The organism is Mesorhizobium sp. LSJC285A00, assembly GCF_000503155.1.
GTDB lineage: Bacteria > Pseudomonadota > Alphaproteobacteria > Rhizobiales > Rhizobiaceae > Mesorhizobium.
Genome location: NZ_AYVK01000004.1, coordinates 1 through 19,950, shown reverse-complemented (window position 1 = coordinate 19,950; position 19,950 = coordinate 1). Strand labels below are relative to the sequence as shown.

The window sequence follows — 19,950 nt, the reverse complement described above, 5'->3', positions numbered from 1 at the left end:
AACCCGCAGATCAGTCTTTCATCGATTGTTCGCGCAGCGAGTCGGCAAGCAGGTTCAAGCCCAGCACGAACGACATCAGCGCGATCGTCGGCGGCAGCGCCGGGTGGATGAAGGAGCGCAGCAGGCGGCTGGCGTCCTTGATTGCGGTGCCCCAGTCCGGGCTCTCCGGCGCCAGGCCCAGCCCGAAATAGCCGAGCGTGCCGAGCAGGATCGTGGTGTAGCCGATGCGCAGGCAGGCATCGACGATCAGCGGCCCGCGCGCATTGGGCAGGATCTCCCACAGCATGATGTACCAGGGCGATTCACCGCGCGTCTGCGCCGCCGCCACATAGTCGCGCGTCTTGATGTCCATCACCAGGCCGCGCACGATGCGGAATACGCCGGGGCTGGAGGCGAACACCACCGCCACGAAGATGTTGAGCTGGTTGGGATCGATGTGGATGATCTTGAACGGATCGGCGTCGAACACCAGGCCGGCATAGACCCAGCCGCCGATGATCAGCGTCAGCCCGAGCAATATATAGAGGCGGTCCGGCCGGTTCTTGTAGCGGGTCCAGAACAGCACCGAAAAGAAGATGATCGGGAACAGGAAGAACAGCCCGGCCATGGCGTATGGGATCGGCGTATCCATGATGCCCGGCGTCACCAGCAGGTAGAACAGCAGGATCACCGGGAAGGCCAGCACCAGATTGGCCAGGAAGGACAGCACGGTGTCGATCCGGCCGCCATAGTAGCCGGCGGGCAGACCGAGCGTAATGCCGACCATCAGCGCGAAACCGGTCGCAGCCGGTGCGATGATCAGCACGATCTGGCTGCCATAGACCATGCGCGAAAAGACATCGCGGGCGAGCTTGTCGCCGCCGAAATAGTAGATGAGTTTCGATACCGGCTCGAGCGCGCCCGGCAGCGCATCCTTCATGATCGGCACCTGGGCGAGCGGATCGAAGGGCGCGACGGTCGACGCGAAGATTGCCGTGAACAGCCAGAACAGGCAGATGCCGACACCCACTATGCCGACGCCGCTATCGAACAGCTGGCCGTAGAGGCCGAGCCTTTTCTTGTAGGCGAAGCTCGCTCCCATCACCAGGGCAAGCCCTAACCAGACCGGCCAGAAACGCCCAATCACGCCGAGCACGACATTGAAGGCACCGATATATTCGACCTGCATCTGCCCCAGCCCCCTATTGAACTCTGATACGCGGATTGAGGAACGCGTAGCCGACATCCGAGATGAGCTGCGTGATCAGCACGATGAACACCGAGACCAGTGAACAGCCAAGCAGCAGATCGATGTCGTTGTTGCCGGCGGCTTCGACCAGCGTGTAGCCAAAGCCCTGGTAGCGGAACATCACCTCGACGATGACGACGCCGGTAAGCAGCCAGGGAAATTGCAGCATGATGACGGTGAACGGCGCGATCAGCGCATTACGCAGCGCGTGCTTGACGACGACGCTGCCGAAGGAAAGCCCCTTCAGCCGGGCGGTGCGGATATATTGCTGCGTCATCACCTCGACCATCGAGGCGCGCGTCATGCGGGCGATGTAGCCGATGCCGTAGATCGCCAGCGTCATCACCGGCAGGGTGAAATTGTAGAAGGTGATGCCCTGGCTTGCCGAGGCGGCCGAACCGTTCAGCCAGCCGAGCCAGGAGGCGAAGATGACGGTGAAGATGACGCCGGACACATATTCGGGCGTCGCCGTCGACGCGATCGAGGCGACGGACAGCGTTCGGTCCGTTCGCGAGCCCTCGCGCATGCCGGCCAGGATGCCGATCAGCAGCGAAATCGGTACCATCACCAACAGCACGCAGAGCATCAGAATGCCGGTGGCGGCGAGTGCGGGGAAGAGCTTTGACGCAACGGAGGTTTTGAACTTCGTCGAGCAGCCGAAATCACCTTCCAGGATGCCGGAGAATTTCGGCTCCAGCGGATCGTTGCAGAAGGAGAAACGCTGCGTCGGCTTGCCGGTCGCCGGATCGGTCACCGGTTGCTTCGGGACGACGCCCAGCCATTGCCCGTAGCGCACGAAGAAGTTCTGCCGGTAGCCATGGTTGACCAGCCAGCTTTCGAGCTGTTCGGCCGATGTGTGCATTTCGGTCTGGCTGATCGCCAGCTTCTTCAAATTCGGCTCGAGGTTGATCAGGAAGAAGACGATCATCGTCAGGCACAGCATCGTCAATGCCATGGTGCCGAGACGCCGGATTACGAAAGAAAGCATGGCGGTCCCCTGCCGGTCTGGTTGGGGTTGGAGCCAGTTCGAAAAACCAGCTTTGCCGTTGCCGGCAGAGTTGGCCGTCAAATCGGCACTCGGATGCAATCAACCCAGTTTTATTGAACGGTCTTTCAGGAGAGTCCGCAACTTTTTGCTGCGGCGGCTTCCGGTTCTGGACCAAGCGAGGCGTGACGGGAAGGAGCGAAGCGCCCCTTCCCTGACGTTCCGATCACGCCTGGTCGAGCCAGACCTTGCCGTAGTCGCGCTCGAAGGTCGGATGCATCTTGTAATTCTGCACCGCCTTGACCGAGTGGCTGTAGAGCTTGCGCCAGTATGGCTGGATCATGATGCCGGAATCCTGCAGGATCTGCTCGATGTCCTTCATCATCTCCTTGCGCTTGGCCGCATCGGCAACGGCCAATGCTGCATTGAGCTTGGCATCCCATTCGGGGTTGGAATAGGCCGACTCGTTCCACGCCTCGCCGGTGCGGTAGCCGATCGCCAGAACCTGAACGCCGAGCGGGCGCATGTTCCAGTTGGTCATCGACAGCGGATACTTGGTCCAGTCGTTCCAGAACGTCGAGCCCGGCAGCACCGTGCGCTTTACCTTGAGGCCGGCGTCGCGCATCTGCGCGGCGATGGCGTCGCCGGTATTCTTGTGCCAGTCTTCGTCGACCGTGATCAGCTCATGCTCGAAGTCGGCCTGGCCGGCTTCCGCCATCAGCGCCTTGGCCTTGGCCGGATCGCGAGCGACTTTGGGCAGCTCGTAATATTCCGGGTGGATTTGGCAGACATGGTGGTTTTCAGCCACCGTGCCGGCATTTCCGTAGCCAAGCTGCAGGACGACATTGTTGTCGACCGCGAGTTGCAGCGCGTTGCGTACCTTCTGGTCGCCGTAAGGCTTGTTGTTGATGTTGGTGCGGCACACGATGGTCGACGCGGTGACGATTTCGGACTTGACCAGGTCCAGTCCGTCGAGGATTGACACATAGTCGGCCGAGGTCTCGAAATTGGTATGGACTTCGCCGGCCTCGAAGGCACTGACCATGGCTGCCGGATCGGTGCCGTAGTCGACGAATTCGATGCCGTCGAGGAACACCTCGCCGTCCCACCACTTGTTGTCCTCGCGGCGCTTGTAGACCACCTTCTGGCCGACATCGTAGGAGACGAGCTCGAACGGGCCGGTACCGATCGGGCAGGCTTTGAAGTCGCCGCCCTTCTCGTCGAAGCTCTTGTGCACGATGAGGCCGGGATAGTCGCACATGTTCGGAATGAGCGCGATGTCAGCCTTGCCGAGCTTCAGCTTGACGGTGTGGTCGTCAACCTTGGTCACGGCGCTTTCGTCGAGCTTGTCGTCCTTGACCAGCGTGCCGAGACGGCCAGGCATGGAATTGCCCTCGGCCTTCTTGTCGGCCCAGCGCTTGAGGTTGAAGATGACGTCATCGGCGGTGAAGGCATCGCCATTCGACCAGGTCACACCCTTGCGCACATGCAGCGTGTACTCGGTGGCGTCGTCGTTGACCTCCCAGCTCTCCAGAAGGTACGGGCGGAACGTGTATTCGCTGGTGTACTTGACCAGCGGCTCAAGCGCCTGACGCTCGGCATTGGCGATTTCCGACCAGTCGGCCTTGCGCGGATCCTTGGGATCCTTGACCCATTGCGCGACTTTAAGGATGCCGCCCTTCTTGCCCTGCACCTCTTCGGCCCTGGCTTGGGTCGGCACGGCTACGCCGAGCATGCCGTAGGCCATCGCGGTCGACGCGCCGAACACGCTCGCCATGGCGAGGAACTCGCGGCGATCGACTTTGCCTGCCTTGGCTTCTTCGGCCATGGCCAGGATGTGATCGGGAACGCGATCGCCATTACTCTTGTAATTTGTCATACCTTAACTCCCATTGTTGGCTTTCCGCCTTTTAACATTCCGCATCCCTGCCGTGATGTCAAAGACGGCATGGCTACGGAACCTGTTAGGGAATGTGCAACTTTGAAAAGGGAGCGGTTCGCGTGATAACGACAGACTTGGCGCAAAAGTGCTAGCGCGCCCAGATTCCGCCGGAATCTGCTTAGGCGAGTAAATTGATACATTTTGGGCGGGTTGAGACAGCGCCAGTTCCGGCGGCGGTAAGGGCCAGGAACTCAATATTCCTTTTCGTAGAAGATGCCGCCCTTGGCCTCGCCGCCATCGTTGGCCTCGCCGCGCAGCTTGACGCCGCGTCCCACATTGAGGTCGATCGTCGCCTTGCCCGATCCTGGCCTGTCGCCTTTCTGGATCGTCACATAGGTGCGGTCATTGAGGTACTTGCCCGCCGACACGGCGGTGCCGCCCTGGTCATCGGTGGTCACATCCAGGTCGTCGACGCCGATTGCACTGCGCAGGTTTTCGAGCAGCGAGGTCGAGCCGCCGACGCCGGCCAGTTGGCCGGCGGCCTCGGCCAGCTGCGCGATCTGAAGCGGCGACAGGTTCGACATAGAGCGGCCGAAAATCAGCTGCGCCAGCACCTCGTCCTCGGGCAGCGCCGGCACCGAGGAGAAGTCGAATTTCGGATTGGTCGCTTCGCCCGAGACGACGATGGTGACGGTGGCGCTGGTCGTGGTCGATGTCGCGGTCAAGTTGAGGTAGGGCACCAGCGAGCCCGAAAAGCCGACCGTGCCTTCGGTAAAGGTCAGCCGCTTGCCGAGGATCGACAGCCGCCCACGCTGCAAGGTGAAGGTGCCGACCGCCTGCGGCGAAGCCGCCGGGCCGGTCAGCCTCAGCGAACCACCGAACTCGGCATCGACGCCCCTGCCCTGGATGAAGATCTGGTTCGGCGCATTGACCGTGACGTCGAGGACAAGCCCACTGCCGCCACCCCCGCTGGCCGCCGCCGGTCGCAAGGCCTTGTCCTGCGCCCGCACGGAGGCGGGCGCGTTCTTGTGCTTGACACCGAGCGCTGCCAGCGAGCCCGGCAGCTTATCCGGAACGGTGATGACGGTCTTGGCCAGATTGACGGTGCCCGAAATCACCGGCGCCGAGGTGAGCGGCCCCTTGATGGTCAGGTCGCCGCCGAGATTGGCTGTCACCACCCTGCCGTCGGTATAGCGGCCGTCGACCAGCTTGATAGACAAATCGGCTGGGAAACCTTGCGCCGGATTGATGCCGAGTGTGCCGGAGGCCGACAGGCTGCCGCGTGTCGACAGCGTGCCGGTCAGCCGGTTGATCCGGGCAACGCCGTTGCCGATCGAAATGTCGGCGGCAATGTCGTTGACGGCAAGGCCGGAGCGCGCGTCGACCAGGCGGGCGCCCGACGTGCTGACCGTGCCGCCGATCACCGGCGACGCCGCCGGGCCGCGCATCTGGATATTGACGTTAGCGGTGCCGCTGAGCGACAGCCCTTGCGCCGCAAGCTTGGCGGCCAGGAAGGAAAATGGCACCTTGCCGTTGAAGTCGAGCACCAGCGCTGGTGTGCCGGCCGTCGTCACCGTACCGCCGCCCTTGAGCCCAAGCCCGGCGCCGTCGCTGATGTCGGCGTTGAAGGTGAGCTTCTTGCCGGCGAATGTTCCCGACGAGGAGATATTCATGCCGCCAAGACCGGCGCTGCGCGTCTGCGAGGTCTGCACCCCACCAGCATCGATATCGAAAGCGACAGTCGGATTGCCCGGCGCGCCGGTTACCTTGACTGTTCCCGAAATCGAACCGGCGGCCTGGAGGCCCGGCGAAAAACTGTTGGCGAGTGAGGCCGGCACCTTCGACAGCGCGGCGCTGATGTCGAGTGCCTGCCCGACCTTGCCGGTCACCGTCGCCGTGCCGCCACCGAGATTGAGCACCAGCTTGTCCAGCGTCGTGGTGCCGTTCGCGATGCTGACGGTCGAGGCCTGGGCGATGGCCGCCTTGATGCCCTGCACCGTGGCCTGGCCGGAAGCGAGTTCGATGGTGGTGGTGCCGCCAGCCACCTTTACCCTGCCCGCAGCCTTCGCCGGAATGCCCTTGACGGTGGCGCCGCCGGAAAACCCGGTCCAGTCGCCGTCGCGCTTCAAATCGACATCGATGCCGCTGATGGCGGTGCCGCCGGAAATGACGCTGTCGGCGCGAATTTTGCCCGAGATGACCGGCGCGGCGAGATAGTTGGCGACCAGCGCATCGATCGACACCGTCTTCGCCTGCAGGTCGCCGCGCGTAATCGAAGCGGTCGCAGCCTTGACGGCGACGTTCGGGCCATCCGCGGTTTTTGAGAAGGCGATGGTGCCGCGCACGTCGCCTTCGGCCTTTTCCAGCGCCAGCGCCGCCAGGGGCCCGATATCCGGCAGGTCGAGCGCGATGGTGCCGACCGGCACGAAAGCCTCGTCGAGCGCAAGGTCGCCGGAGATCTTGTTGTTGCCGAGCGACAGCAGCAGGCCGTTGATGGCGCTCTTGCCGTCGGCCGTCGCCAGCACCGCGCTGCCTTGCAGCGCCTGCCCTGCGACATTGCCGGTCAGTTGCACATTGGCCGCCGGATTGGCGGCGTCGGCCTTGCCGGTTGCGGTCAGCTTCAACCCGGTGATTTCGCGTTCCGCCACCAGCAGCCGGTCGCTGTTGACTGTCAGCGACAGGTCCGGCGCCAGGCTAGGCCCCTGCGCGCTGAGTGCGAAGCTGATCGCGCCTTTGGCATCTTTCGACAACAGTGAGATGTCGGCCAGTGCACCCTTGATATCTGCGCTGAGCTTATTGTCGGCGAGACTGGCCTGACCGTCCGCGGTCAGTGCGCCCGACGCCAGCTTGACCGGATTGGCGCTGACATTGCCATTGCCATCCCGCTTCAGCGTGGCGCTGAGCTGCGTGCGCTCTGCCAGCACGCTGCGCGCCGCCGCCGGCAACGCCGCCGACAGCACGTCGGCGTTGAGGTTGAGGTCGATTGCTCCATCGGCAAAGCCGACACGGCCATTGAAGGCGCTGCCCAGCGCATCGGCCTGCACCGAGCCGCTGTCGATGGTGATCGCGTCCGCCGCCAGGGTGCCGGCGATCTTGGCGGTGATCTTGCCGGCGATCAGCGGCGCGATGGTCGGATTGTCCAGACCGATCTTGTCCGCCGTCACCGTGCCCGAGATCGGACCGGTTCGGCTTTTCATATCAAATGCATCGGAATGCAGCGCAAGCGCAATGCCCTCGACCTTGGCGTCATCCGTCGCCACCGAAGGCAGTACCGCCGAGATGTCGAGCTTGGCTTGCGCAGCCTGCCCGGCCGCCTTCACCGACAGCGCCTGCAATTCGAGCTTGATCGGGCTTTCCGCGCTGCCCAGCGTCAACGGCAGGCTCGGACCGGACGATGTCAGATCGAGCGCGAAATCGCTGGCGCCGTTCGGGTTGAGGGTGCCGGCCGCCTTGCCGGAGATTTTCTCACCCGAAAGCGTCGCCTGGTCGAGCACGACGCCGCCGGCCGCGGAATAGCTGCCGGCCGCATCGACATCGAGCGGCCCGAGCCCGGCCTGACGGGTCTGGCTCGTCTCGGCGCCGGCCAGCTTTGCATTAAAGCGAATGTCGGGATTTGCTGATGGCCCGGTGATTTGCGCCGTGCCGTCGAGCGTGCCCGCGGCATCGAGGCGGGGCGAAAAGCCATTGGCAAGCGCAGCCGGCAGCGCCGAGAAGGTCGCCGCCAGATCGAGCGTCTGGCCCGCCGTGCCCGACAGCGTCACCGAGCCGCCGCCGAGATCGACTACCAGCCTTTGAATGTTGGTTATGCCATCGGCAATGGTCAGGCTCGACGGCTCGGCGATCGCCACCTTGATGCCGCGCACCGTCGCCTCGCCGGACGCGATCTCGACGCTGGTCGCGCCGCCAGCAATCTTCGCCCGCCCGGCAGCTGTCGCCGGAATGCCTGATATGGTTGCTCCGCCGGTGAAATTCGTCCAGTCGCCGTCACGCTTGAGGTCGACGCCGATGCCACTGACGACGGTCGTTCCCGAGGTCACGCTCTCGGCCTTGATCGTGCCGGAGATCGCAGGGCTGTTGAGATAGTTGGCGATCAGTGCGCTGACGGTGACTGCCTTGGCTGCCACATCACCGCGCGCGATCGACACGCTGGCTGCATTGATGGTGACAGTGGGAGCCTCGCCGTCTTTGGCGAACACCACGGTGCCGCCGATATCGCCGGCCGCCGTCTGCCCGGCCAGCGACGCCAGCGGCGCGATATCGGGCGCGGAGATCGTCAGCGTCCCCAGCGGCAGGAATTTCTCATCGAGCGTGAGGTCGCCCGACACCTTGTTGTCGCCCAGCGCTACGCTGAGCCCCTTGATGGAGCGCTTGCCATCGCTCGTCACCAGCGCCGCCTTGATGGCGAGCGGCTGTTCGTCGACCGCGCCGGTCAGCGAGATATCTGCGGCCGGGCTCACAATGTCGGCCTTGCCCGATGCGGTCAGCTTGATGTCCTTGACCGTGCGGCCGGAGGCCGTCAGGCTGGCACTGTCGGCCGAAACCGAGAAATCCGGTGCGTTGCGCGCGCCGCTTGCCGTCAGCGCGAAATCGACCCCGCCGGCGACCGGCACGCCGACCAGCGAAGACAGCACCGAGACGTCGCCGAGCTTGCCCTTGATGTCGGCCTGGATATCGCTGCCTTGCGCGCTGGCGGTGCCGCTGGCGCTCAGCGAACCGGAAGTGAGTTCGATCGAGTTGGCGGCGAAAGAGCCCTGCGGATCGCGCGTCGCGGTCGCCGAGAATTTGACCCGTTCGCCAAGCAGCGAACTGATCTGCGGCGGCAGCGCCGTCGACACAGCATCGGCATTCATCTTCAGCGTCATGGCGAGATCGGCCAGCGTCACCTTGGCCGTCAGCCCGGCATTGAGAGCATCGCTGCGCAGCGTGCCTTCGTCGAGGGAAATCTCGTCCCTGCTGATCGAACCGGCAAGAGAGGCCGTCAGCTTGCCGGTGATCAGCGGCGCCAGCGTCGCCACGTCGGTCTTCAGCCCGGCGGCCGCCAGACTTACACTGACCGGGCCGCTGCGGCTCTCGATGTCGAAACCGTCGGAATGGATCTTCGCATCCAGATTGTTCACCTGAGAGCCGCCCGCCACCACCGACACCAGTGAAGCGCTGGCGTCAATCATCGGCGCCTTGCCGTCACCGAAGGCGCGCGCGGTCACATTGTTGATGGCCACCATGATCGGCTGCGCCTGGGTACCGACATTGACCGTGACCGGCTTGGCTTTGGCCACGAGTTCGACCGAAAGGTCGCTGGCGCCCTTGGGGTCGACCATGCCGGCAGCGGTACCATGAACTGCGTCGCTCTCGATCGCAGCGCGCTCGATGTCGACGCCGCCGGTCGCGGTCGCGGTGCCGGCTAGGTCGAAGCTGGTCTTGCCGGCAAACAGCGACTTGAACCGTTCCGGCAGGAAGCCTTCGAACGAACCGTCGCCCTTGGCCTCGATCCGGTTGCCCTTGTCGGTGAGCTGGTGCCGGCCGGTGAGCTGGGTAACGATCTGACCGTCGACCATGAAGGTGCCGATGCCGCTCCAGTTGGCCAGCGGCCCGGTGCCCGAGACGACGATGTTGACCGGCGGCGCGCCGGGTAGCTTGAGCAGGTTGGCGATGATGCCGCCGGCCGGCTCGGAAGCCTTGAGATCGAGGTCGAGCTTGTTTTCATCCGGCGCGAAGTGGATGTTGGCGTCGACATTGCCTTGCTTGCCGTCATGGCGGGTAACGTTGAGCACCGTCTGGATCGCCAGCGGCGACGCATCGACCTTGGCCGATCCCTTGGCCGCAAGTTCGGCAATGCCGCTGCCGGCAAGTTGCTGGCCGAGCGCGATCTCCGGCAAATCGATCGCTCTGATATCAAGCGAAACCGGCAGGCCGGTCGACCCGCTCTTGCTCGGCTCGGTGCTCGCCATAGGCAGCCGTGCCAGTTCTATCCGTTCGGCCGCTATGCGGTCGGCGCTGAAATTCTTCGACAACAGCGCCAGCGGCGACCAGTCGACGGCCACCTTGCGGGCCACCAGCCAGGCGCCCTCGCGGTCTTCCAGCACGACATGGTCGACCGTCAGCGCGCCGGACCAGATACCGTTAATGCCGCTGACCGTGACTTTGCTGTCCCCTGACGAGGCCATGTCAGAGATGATGCCGGCGAGATTTTCGCGGCCGCGCTCGGTCTTGGTCAGCACGACCAACGCGCCGATGCCCGCCGCCGCCACGATCAGCAGCGTGTAGAAAAACAGGCGAAGGATGCGTTTCAAAATCTTCATCGTCAGAACGCCTGTCCGATCCCGGCATAGATGCCGAAACGCGGGTCGCCACGGTCGCGGTTGAGCGGCACGGCGGCGTCGATGCGCAGCGGCCCGAACGGCGTGATGTAGCGCAGGCCAACGCCCGCGCCGACCTTCACGTCTGAAAAGTCCGGCGTCGCTGTGGTCGAGACAGTGCCGGCGTCGACGAACGGCACGATGCCGATCGTGTCGGTCAGAGCAATGCGCATTTCGACCGATGTTTCGAAGAAGGAAAGCCCGCCGATCGGCTGATTGTCGATGTCCTTCGGTCCGATGCCCTGATAGGCATAGCCCCGCACCGAGCCGCCACCGCCGGAATAGAAGCGCCTGTCGGCTGGAACGTTCTGAAGGCCGGTGCCGACGATCGAACCCAGCGCGACGCGTTCGGCAAGCACGAATTTCGAGGCCGTGTCGAGCGACTGATAGGCCGACCCCTCGCCCCTGAGCTTGAGGAAGGCGGCGCCGCTCAGAATGNGCTCAGAATGTCGTAACTCGGTTCGGCATAGGCCAGAACCCTGAAGCCGCTGGTCGGGTTGAGCCGGTTGTCCCTGTTGTCGTAGACATATTGCAGCGGAATGCTGGCGATCAGGTATTTGTGCTTGCCGAAAGCGTCGGTGATCCTGGAGTAGTCGAGCGCGATTTCAGCCGAAACCGTCTGCTTCTTGTCGATCTCATAGGACAGGCCGGTGCTGCCCTTGACCGAAAAATGGTCGTAGGCGTCGGGATGTTCGAGTACGGTCTTGACGCTGGCGATGAATTTCGAGGCCGGCCCGACCACCCCCGGCTTCTCGAACATGATGCCGGCATTGTAGTTGAGCTCGCTGAGATCGTTGCTGCCGATGCCGCTGATCTTGCCCTCGATGCGCAGCTTTTCGGCCCGGCCGAACAGATTTCGGTGGCCCCAATAGCCTTCCAGGCCTAGCCCTTCGGTGTTGGAGAAAGTGCCGCCGACGCCGAAATAGCGTGGTTTGCGCTCGCTGACCTGAACGCCGATCGGAATGTTGCCGTCGGGGTCAAGACTGTCGGCTTCCTTCAGCGTCACGCTGTTGAACACTTCGAGCCTCAGCAGCCGGTCGCGGGCATCGTCGATCTCGTCGGGCGAATATTGCCGGCCGCGTTTCAGCCCGGTCATATATTCGGTGAACTCGCGATCGACCTTCTCGGTGCCATCGACGGTGGTGTCGCCATAGCCGGCAACCGGCCCGGCGGCCACCGTCAGCGTCACGTCGAGCGTCGAGGTGGTGTGCTCGGCCACGACCTGCCGGTCGGTGATCCGGGCCAGCGGCCGGCCCTCCTGCTTCAGCGCCCGCACGATCAGCGCCTCGGCCTTGAGCACGGCGCCCGAGCCGGCATCGCCGCCGGCTATCAGGCCGAAATCGGCGCTCGCCAGCCCGGCGGCATCGCCCTCCAGCCTGATATTGCCGAGTGTGAATTTGGGCCCGCTGGCGATGCTGACCACCACCGGGATCGGCTGCGGACCAGTGAATTCGGCATCGGGCGGCAAATCGTCGAGCGCCTTGCCCTGGATGGTGATGGTGACGACGCCTTCATAGCGGGCGTCGGCATAAAGCGCGGCGACCAGCTGTTCGCGGTCGCTACGCGCCTTTGCCAAAAGGCCGAGCGAGCCGGAAACCGGGCGGTCCTCGTCGGATTTCAGCGACGAGGCGTTTTCGAGCTTCTTGATCAGGTCCTTGTCGGCATCGGGCGCTTCGATGGTCACCGCATAGCGCAGCGGGTCGACGATATCGGCGTCCTCGTCATTCGAAGAGCCCCACAATTTGATGCCGAAGAGCTCGAAGGCGGCTGCCGACCCTGATTCGGCAACGAGCACGCTCGAGCACGCCAACGCCACAATCAGCGCACGCGAAAGCGTGCGCCGTGGCGCACTTACCTTCGACATCTGCGCTTCATACGCCGGCATCAGGACAACCTAGGTTACAAAACTAAAATTGGAATGAAGTTTTGAAGCGCTCGTAAAGGGGCCACAATCCAATTGTCTGAAATAGGCAGGGCTTGGAATTCACACCTTCTGCGTTTTCGCAAGAATGCGTGATCCCTTTCCCGTGGATGAACTATCGGCATACCGGTCATTGGCCGGTTTGGGAACCGTTGGCGGGCGGAAACCTGCCCGTCCTCGTGTTGACAAGCTTGACTGAAGCTTGAACATGCCGCGGACGTAGCAGTGTCTGGAGGGTGTTATGGCGATGCGCGCGGCGGCTCGTGGTCTGTCGATCTTGATTCTTCTCATTTTCGCCTGGGGGTCTGTAGCGCAAGCGGCCGAAGCCCGCCGGGTGGTGACCTCAAATAATTCCGACTATTTCGGGTTCGATCTCAGATCGGACCAGAATGTCAGCCTCGATCAGTGCAAGACGACATGCCTCGGCGACCCCGCCTGCCGCGCCTTTACTTACAACAACAAGGCCAAATGGTGCTTCCTAAAATCCGACTATAACCAGTTGAAACCCTTCAGCGGCGCGGTCGCGGGCAAGGTCGTCAATGTCGATGGCGACCCCGATATCGGCGCCCCGCCGGAACTCGCCTTCTTCCCCAACTGGATGGCCGACCAGGCCCAGCAATACCGCAACAAGCTGACTGATCCGGCCTATGACAAGCCGACCGACGGGCTGGAATCACTCCGCGCCGCCGCCGAACAGGCTGCACTGACCGGCGACCATGGCCAGGCCATGAACAAATACGAGGCCGCGGTCTCGGTCCTGCCTGACGACGGCCAGCTTTGGCTCGGTCTGGCGCGTGAAACGCTTGCCATACAGCCGGCCAGCGGCACCTCCGAATCCTACAATCTGCCGGTCAAAGGCACCTCCGCCGCCATCAACGCCTACAAATTGCTGCGCACTACCAAGACCCGCGCCGAAGTGCTGGCGTTGCTCGGCAACGGCCTCGACCGCCGCGATCTCTACCGTCCGGCCCTGCAGGCTTATGAAGCCAGCCTCGCGCTGGTCAGTTCGCCGGCGGTCAAGGCCGAATATGAGGATCTCAAGGCCCGCAAGGGCTTCCGCGTCATCGATCACTCGATCGACGCCGACACCAGCGCGCCGCGCATTTGCGCGCAGTTTTCCGAGGAGCTGGTGAAGACCGGCGTCGACTACGCCCAGTTCGTCACCGTCGACAACCAGCCGCCCAAGGGCGTCGAGGCCAAGGACAAGCAGATCTGCGTCGAAGGCCTGGAGCACGGCCAACATTACGAAGTGACCTTCCGCGCCGGTCTGCCGGCCGCCATTGGCGAGGTCACCGCCGCTCCGGTCGTGCTGTCGATCTATGTGCAGGACCGCGCGCCGTCCGCCCGCTTCACCGGCGACAGCTTCGTGCTGCCCGCCGGCGCCCGCCGCGGCATCCCGGTCGTCACCGTCAACATGAATGCCGCACAGATGAAGCTCTACCGCATCGGCGATCGTTCGCTGGCGCAGCTTCTGTCCGGCTATCAGTTCCTGAAGCAGCTCGACGGCTATGATATCTCCAGCATTTCCGACCAGATGGGTGAGCCGGTCTGGCAGGGCCAGCTCGACATCGCCAACGACCTCAACAAGGACGTCACGACGTCGTTCCCGGTCGACGAAGCTTTGCCGCAGCGCAAGCCCGGCGTCTACGTGCTGACCGCGCAAGCGGTAAACGAAAACGACGAGGACAATTACAATTCGCTTGCCACGCAGTGGTTCGTCGTCTCCGACATCGGCCTGTCGACCTATACCGGCCAGGATGGCCTCAATGTCTTTGCCCGCTCGCTCGGAACCGCCAAGCCGATCGCCGGCGCCGAACTGACGCTGCTGGCCAGGAACAATGAAATCCTCGGCACAGCCACGTCGGACGCCGAAGGCCATGCTGTCTTCAACCCCGGCCTGACGCGCGGCGACGGCGGCATGGTGCCGGCCGTTCTGATGGCCAAGCAGGGCGACAACGATTTCGTCTTCCTCGACATGGGCCGCGCCGGCTTCGATCTGTCCGATCGCGGCGTCGCCGGACGCGCCGCACCGGGCGCGCTCGATGTCTATGCCTGGACCGAACGCGGCATCTACCGCGCCGGCGAGGATGTGCATGTCGCAGCCCTTGCCCGCGACGGCGCCTCCAAAGCGGTGGAAAACCTGCCGCTGACCTTCATCTTCACCCGTCCCGACGGCGTCGAGAACCGCCGCATCGTTGCCGATGGCGTCTCGGCCGGCGGCTATGCCGTCGACCTCCCGCTGGAAGCCAACGCCATGCGCGGCACCTGGACGGTGTCGATCTATACCGATCCCAAGCAGGCGGCCGTTTCCAGCCAGATGTTCCTGGTCGAAGACTTCGTGCCGGATCGCATCGAGTTCGACATGAAGTCCGACAAGCAGGAGATCGCACAGGGCGAAACCGCCAACATCGACATTGACGGCCGCTTCCTCTATGGCGCGCCGGCCGCCGGCCTCGCGCTCGAAGGCGAGCTGACGCTGTCGACAGCGCGCGACTGGGACCGTTTCGCCGGCTATTCGTTCGGCCTTGCCGACGAGCAGTCGGCCGAGCCTTCGGTGACCCCGTTCACCGGTCTGCCGGTGGTCGGCGACGACGGCAAGGCGACCTTCCCGGTCACGGTCGACCAATTGCCCGCGACCACCAAGCTGGTCGACGCCAAGGTCACGGTTCGCATGCGCGAAACCGGCGGCCGCGCCATCGAGCGCTCGCTCAACATCGGCATCCGCCCGCAAGGCCACATGATCGGCATTCGTCCGGATTTCGCCGACAATGAGGTGCCGCAGGGCGGCACCGCCAAATTCAGCCTCATCGCGGTCGATCCCGACGGCAAGCGCGAGACGCTGAAGGGCGCGCAGTGGTCGCTGGTCAAGGTCGAACGCAATTACCAGTGGTATCGCAACAACAACTCGTGGAACTACGAACCGGTCACCTTCACCAAATCGATCGCCAACGGCCAGGTCGATCTCAGCGCCGATGCCGAGGCGGCCGTGACGATGCCGGTCGACTGGGGCCAGTACCGGCTCGAGATCGAGACTGCCGATCCCGAGGGCCCGGCGACCAGCTATGAGTTCGACGCCGGCTGGTATGTCTCCTCGACCTCCACCGAAACGCCTGACGGGCTCGAGATCGCTCTCGACAAGGACAGCTATGCCGTCGGCGACGTGGCCAAGCTGAAAGTGTCGCCGCATTTTGCCGGCGAACTGCTGGTCACCATCGGCGCCGACAAGCTGCTCAAGACCGTCACGGCAACCGTGCCGGCCGGCGGCAGCACGGTCGAGATCCCGGTCGGTGACGACTGGGGCGCCGGCGCCTACATCACCGCAACCCTGTTCCGGCCCGGCGATGCGCAGGAAACCCGCATGCCGGCGCGCGCCATCGGCGTAAAATGGCTGACGGTCGACCCAGGCTCGAAAAAGCTCGCCGTCACCCTGACGCCGCCGGACAAGACGATGCCGCGCCAGCAGCTGTCGATCCCGGTTTCGGTCGCCGGCGTAGCGCCGGGCAGCAATGCCTATGTCACGGTCGCTGCCGTCGATGTCGGCATTTTGAACCTCACCAACTACAAGGCGCCGGATCCGGAGGGCTGGTATTTCGGCCAGCGCATGCTCGGGCTCGAAGTCCGCGACATCTATGGCCGTCTCATCGACGGCTCGCTCGGCACCAGCGGCAAGCTCAGGACCGGCGGCGACGGCGCCTCGATGCAGCCGCAAGGCAGTCCGCCGACCGAAAAGCTGGTCGCCTTCTTCTCCGGCCCGGTCCAGCTCGACGCCGACGGCAAGGCGAGGATCGACTTCGACATCCCGCAGTTCAACGGCACCGTGCGCGTCATGGCCGTCGCCTGGACCAAGGAGGCCGTCGGCCATGCCACGACCGATGTCATCGTGCGCGATCCGGTGGTGATCACTGCCGGCCTGCCCCGCTTCCTGGCGCCTGGAGATGCAGCTATCATGCGGCTCGACGTCGCCGACACCGACGGTCCGGAGGGCGACTATGCCCTGTCGATCGCCACGACCGGCGACCTCTCGACCGGCGACAAGCCCTTGCCCGAAAAGCTGACGCTGGCCAAGGGCAAGCGCCAGACGCTGACCGTGCCGCTGATTGCACAGACGGCGGGCAATGCCTCGATCACCATCAAGCTCGCCCATGGCGACGGCACCGCCGTCGAGCAGACGCTGTATGTTCCGGTGCGTCCGGCGCAATTGCCGGTCACCACCCGTCTGGTCGTCGACCTCAAGGGCAATGGCGGCTCGCTGCGCGTCGACAAGGAGCTGCTCGCGGCAAGCCTGCTCGACGGCGCCTCGATCAGCGTCGGCGTTTCGCAGGCTGCCGCCTTCGACGTGCCGTCGCTGCTGATGACGCTCGACCGCTACCCCTATGGTTGCGCCGAGCAGACCACCAGCCGCGCCATGCCGCTTCTCTACGTCAACGATCTGGCGTCCGGCGTTGGCATGCAAAGCGATCCCGAACTGCACGGCCGCGTGCAGGCCGCCATCTACAAGGTGCTGAGCTACCAGGCTTCGGCCGGCAGCTTCGGCCTGTGGGGTCCGGGCTCCGGCGATCTGTGGCTTGACTCTTACGTCACCGACTTCCTGACCCGGGCGCGCGAGCAGAACTACGACGTGCCGGCGCTGGCGATGAGCCAGGCGCTGAGCAATCTGCAAAACTCGGTCGGTTACGACCAGGACGTCCAGGATCGCGGCAGCGAAATCGCCTACGCGCTCTATGTTCTGGCCCGCAACAAGAAGGCCTCGGTCGGCGATCTGCGCTACTACGCCGACACCAAGCTCGAAGCCTTCTCGAGCCCGATGGCCGTCGCCCAGTTGGCGGCGAGCCTGGCGCTCTACGGCGACGCGCAGCGTTCGGAAGCAACCTTCCAGACGGCGCTGCAGCTGGCCAAGTCGACCACCGAATACGACTACTACCGGTCCGACTATGGCTCGCGGCTGCGTGATGGCGCCGCGATCCTGGCGCTCGCCGCCGAATCGAAGCCGGTGCCGACCATCGTGCCGGAGCTGATCCGGCTGGTGGCAAGGGAACGCGCCGATGCCCGCTGGACCAGCACGCAGGACGAGTCCTGGATGCTTCTGGCGGCCCGCGCGCTGAAGTCGGGCAACGACTCTATCACGCTGTCGGTCAACGGCGCGCCGCATGCAGGTGGATATTCCAACCACCTCAGCGGCACCGACATTGCCGACAGCCCGCTGACCATCGCCAACACCGGCGCCACGCCGCTGCAGGCGGTCGTCACCACGGTCGCCTCGCCGGTAGAGCCCTTGCCGGCCGGCGGCGACGGCTTCACCATCGACCGCACCTACTACAAGCTCGATGGCACCGAAGCCAACGTCACCGAGGCGACGCAGAATGAACGCTACGTGGTCGTGCTCAAGGTTTACGAGCAGAACCGCTGGCCTTCGCGCCTGCTGATCACCGACCTGTTGCCGGCCGGCTTCGAGATCGACAATCCGGGCCTTGTTTCCAGCGCCCAGCTGTCGAACTTCACCTGGCTGGCGCAAACGGACGCAGCCCATCTCGAATTCCGCGACGACCGTTTCGTCGCGGCATTCAATCCCAATGACGGCGATGGCGACCGCAACATCATGCTGGCCTACGTCGTGCGTGCGGTAACGCCGGGCACCTATGCCCATCCGGCAGCCACGGTGGAGGACATGTACCGGCCGCAATATTCGGCCCGCACCGCCACCGGCATGATGGAGATCAAGGCGCCGTAAGGCGCCTTGACGAAGATGAACACGCCGATGTCCGCGACCATCTCCTTCTCCCCGCTATGCGGAGAGAAGGAGCCGGCCGGCGGATGAAGGGCACCACCATGCTCTCCAGAAAATTTCTCCGTCGAACAGGCATCGCCGCCGCCTCCCTCGTCGGCTTTGCGGCGATCGCTGCCGCTTCTCTCTGGGAACTCGACCGCGCTTTTCCGCCGCCGCTGCCCGGAAGGCTCACCGTCTCCACCGAGGTCCAGGACCGCGACGGCCAGCTGTTGCGCGCCTTCGCCACGCCGGACGGTTACTGGCGGCTCGACACTCATCTCGACCAGGTCGACAAGCAGTTCGTCAACATGCTGGTCACCTATGAAGACAAGCGCTTTTGGGACCATGATGGCGTCGATGTGCTGGCGCTGGCGCGCGCCGCCGGCCAGTTCGCCACCAGCGGCCATATCGTCTCCGGCGGCTCGACCCTGTCGATGCAGCTTGCCCGGCTGATCGAGCCACGCGAAAACCGCAGCCTCGGCTCGAAGATCAAGCAGATGCTGCGTGCCATCCAGATCGAGCGGCGGCTGTCTAAGCAGGAGATCCTCGAACGCTATTTGACGCTGGCGCCTTATGGCGGCAATCTCGAAGGCGTGCGCGCCGCGTCACTCGCCTATTTCGGCAAGGAGCCGAAGCGGCTGACGGTCTCGGAAGCAGCCCTCTTGGTGGCGCTGCCGCAATTGCCGGAAAAGCGCCGGCCCGACCGCAATCTCACCATCGCTCATGCAGCCCGCGACCGCGTGCTGACCCGCATGGTATCAGCTGACCTGCTTGGCGAGCGCGAGGCCGCGCGCGCAGCGCTCGATGATGTCTCGGGCTTGCGCCGCAAACTGCCGGCACTGGCGCCACATGCCGCCTATGCCATGCTGCCCAAGGCCGTACCCGGCAAGCCATTGCAGCTGACGATCCGCAAAAGCGTCCAGCAAGGGCTGGAACAGGTGGCGCGCGATGCCGCGATCAAGCTTGGCCCGCGCCTGTCGGTCGCCATGGTGATGGCGGACGCGCGCACCGGCGACATTCTTGGCGAAGTCGGCTCGGCCGATTTCTTCGACGCCAGCCGCTCCGGCTGGATCGACATGACCAAGATCGTGCGTTCGCCCGGTTCGACGCTGAAGCCGTTCATCTATGGCCTCGCCTTCGAGCAGGGGCTGGTGGCCCAGGAAATGCTGATCGAGGACAGCCCGGTCGATTTCGGCGGCTACCGGCCGAAGAATTTCGACATGGGGTATCAGGGGGATGTCTCGATCCGCCAGGCGCTGCAGCTGTCGCTCAACGTGCCGGCAATCCGCGTGCTCGACTCTGTCGGCCCGGCACGGCTGATGGCGCGCTTCCGCCAGGCCGGCGTCAGCCCCGTGCTACCGGTCAACGAGGCGCCGGGCCTCGCCATCGGCCTCGGAGGCGTCGGCGTAACGCTGCGCGATCTCGTCCAGCTCTATACCGGCCTCGCCAATGGCGGCAAGGCAAACACGCTCCATGACGGCACCGAGCCGGCCAATGCCGAGCGCACCACCGCCACCATCCTCGACGCCCAGGCGAACTGGCAGATCACCGACATATTGTCGGGCGTGAAGCCGCCCGAGGGCGCCTTGCAGCGCGGCATCGCCTACAAGACCGGCACGTCCTACGGCTACCGCGACGCCTGGTCGGTCGGCTTCGACGGCCGCTACGTGCTGGGCGTCTGGGTCGGCCGCGCCGATGCCGGCGCCGTGCCCGGCCTGTCCGGCTATGTCTCGGCCGCCCCCATCCTGTTCGAGGGCTTCGTCCGCTCCAGCCTTGCAGCGGTACCGTTGCCCAGCCAGCCGGCCGGCGTCGTC

6 protein-coding genes and 1 pseudogene are annotated in these 19,950 nt (G+C 64.4%); 2 read left to right on the top strand and 5 right to left on the bottom strand.

Annotated elements, in window-relative coordinates:
• Window positions 1-10 precede the first annotated feature (10 nt).
• The 5 genes and pseudogenes from X726_RS163015 to X726_RS01000000166625 form a co-directional block, all read right to left on the bottom strand.
• A complete protein-coding gene (locus X726_RS163015) occupies window positions 11-1,168 on the bottom strand; it encodes an ABC transporter permease (RefSeq protein ID WP_023668189.1) in 1,158 nt (385 codons plus the stop codon).
• A gap of 13 nt (window positions 1,169-1,181) precedes the next feature.
• Window positions 1,182-2,216 carry an ABC transporter permease gene (locus X726_RS163020; RefSeq protein ID WP_023668188.1) on the bottom strand — a complete coding sequence of 345 codons (1,035 nt, stop codon included), beginning with the start codon at window positions 2,214-2,216 and terminating at the stop codon, window positions 1,182-1,184.
• 223 nt (window positions 2,217-2,439) lie between these two features.
• Complete coding sequence (locus X726_RS163025) at window positions 2,440-4,092, bottom strand: ABC transporter substrate-binding protein (protein WP_023668187.1); 1,653 nt, start codon at window positions 4,090-4,092, stop codon at window positions 2,440-2,442.
• A 254-nt stretch (window positions 4,093-4,346) separates the two neighbouring features.
• A complete protein-coding gene (locus tag X726_RS163030; RefSeq protein WP_023668186.1) occupies window positions 4,347-10,394 on the bottom strand; it encodes a translocation/assembly module TamB domain-containing protein in 6,048 nt (2,015 codons plus the stop codon).
• A gap of 2 nt (window positions 10,395-10,396) precedes the next feature.
• Window positions 10,397-12,336 (bottom strand): annotated as a pseudogene (locus tag X726_RS01000000166625) (autotransporter assembly complex family protein).
• A gap of 277 nt (window positions 12,337-12,613) precedes the next feature.
• Between X726_RS01000000166625 and X726_RS163035 the strand changes: the two are divergent.
• Complete coding sequence (locus tag X726_RS163035; protein WP_023668185.1) at window positions 12,614-18,100, top strand: alpha-2-macroglobulin family protein; 5,487 nt, start codon at window positions 12,614-12,616, stop codon at window positions 18,098-18,100.
• An 83-nt stretch (window positions 18,101-18,183) separates the two neighbouring features.
• The coding region (gene pbpC, locus X726_RS163040; protein WP_023668184.1) for a penicillin-binding protein 1C at window positions 18,184-19,950 on the top strand (1,767 nt) is incomplete at its 3' end.

Bases quoted from the DNA above. Each gene is read 5' to 3' on its own strand.
- X726_RS163020 (WP_023668188.1), bottom strand. From the start codon at position 2,216: ATGCTTTCTTTCGTAATCCGGCGTCTCGGCACCATGGCATTGACGATG.
- X726_RS163030 (WP_023668186.1), bottom strand. From the start codon at position 10,394: ATGAAGATTTTGAAACGCATCCTTCGCCTGTTTTTCTACACGCTGCTG.
- X726_RS163035 (WP_023668185.1), top strand. From the start codon at position 12,614: ATGGCGATGCGCGCGGCGGCTCGTGGTCTGTCGATCTTGATTCTTCTC.
- X726_RS163015 (WP_023668189.1), bottom strand. From the start codon at position 1,168: ATGCAGGTCGAATATATCGGTGCCTTCAATGTCGTGCTCGGCGTGATT.
- X726_RS163025 (WP_023668187.1), bottom strand. From the start codon at position 4,092: ATGACAAATTACAAGAGTAATGGCGATCGCGTTCCCGATCACATCCTG.